Source organism: Streptomyces sp. NPDC059866 (genome assembly GCF_042731325.1).
Lineage (GTDB): Bacteria > Actinomycetota > Actinomycetes > Streptomycetales > Streptomycetaceae > Streptomyces > Streptomyces flavusporus.
On sequence record NZ_JBHWJT010000140.1, the window covers coordinates 1 to 1,163 of the forward strand.

General features: G+C 69.4%; 1 pseudogene. It reads right to left on the reverse strand.

The annotated features are described in order from the left end of the window. Nucleotides 1–1,163: pseudogene (locus ACFV7R_RS47110) on the reverse strand (alpha-1,4-glucan--maltose-1-phosphate maltosyltransferase); the annotation flags it as partial.

The following is a 1,163-nucleotide window of genomic DNA, read 5'->3' on the forward strand; positions in this document are numbered from 1 at the left end:
CGGATGGTGTTGAGCTTGGTGATGAGGGGGGTGATGGTGCGTCCCTCGCGTTCGGCGGTCTCCCAGTCGCGGGGCTTGAGCTGGTACTTCTCCGAGTCCAGGTACTCCTCGCTGCCCTCGCGCAGCGGCGTGTTCTCGCACAGCTCGTAGCCCGAGTACACCCCCCAGGTGGGCGACAGGGTCGCGGCGAGGACCGCGCGGACCTCGAACGCCGGGCGGCCGCCGTGCTGCAGGTAGGCGTGCAGGATGTCGGGCGTGTTGACGAAGAAGTTCGGCCGCATGTAGGCCGCCGCCTCGCCCGACAGCTCCGTCAGGTACTCCGTCAGCTCCTGCTTGCTGGTGCGCCAGGTGAAGTACGTGTACGACTGCTGGAACCCGATCTGCGCCAGGGTGTGCATCATCGCCGGCCGGGTGAACGCCTCCGCCAGGAAGACCACATCCGGGTCGCTGCGGTTGATGTCCGCGATCACCCGCTCCCAGAACACCACCGGCTTGGTGTGCGGATTGTCCACCCGGAAGATCCGCACCCCGTGCGCCATCCAGTGCCGCAGCACCCGCACCGTCTCCGCGACCAGACCGTCCATGTCCCGGTCGAAGGCGATCGGGTAGATGTCCTGGTACTTCTTCGGCGGGTTCTCCGCATACGCGATCGACCCGTCCGGGCGGTGCCGGAACCACTCCGGGTGCTTGTCCACCCACGGATGATCCGGCGAACACTGCAACGCGAAGTCCAGCGCCACCTCCAGACCCAGCGCCCGCGCCCGGTCGACGAACCAGTCGAAGTCCTCCAGCGTGCCCAGTTGCGGGTGCACCGCGTCGTGCCCGCCCTCCGGCGAGCCGATCGCCCACGGCACCCCCACATCCTCCGGGGCGGGGGACAGGGTGTTGTTGCGGCCCTTGCGGAAGGTGCTGCCGATCGGGTGGACGGGCGGCAGGTACACCACGTCGAACCCCATCCGGGCGATCACCGGCAGCCGGCGCGCGGCGGTGCGGAACGTGCCGTGCGCACCCTCCGGCGTGCCCTCCGAGCGGGGGAAGAACTCGTACCAGGACCCGAACAGCGCCCGCTCCCGCTCCACCAGCAGCGGCAACGGCTCGGACGCCGTCACCAACTCCCGCAGCGGATACCGCCCCAGCACACCGTCCACCTCCGGCGTCAACGC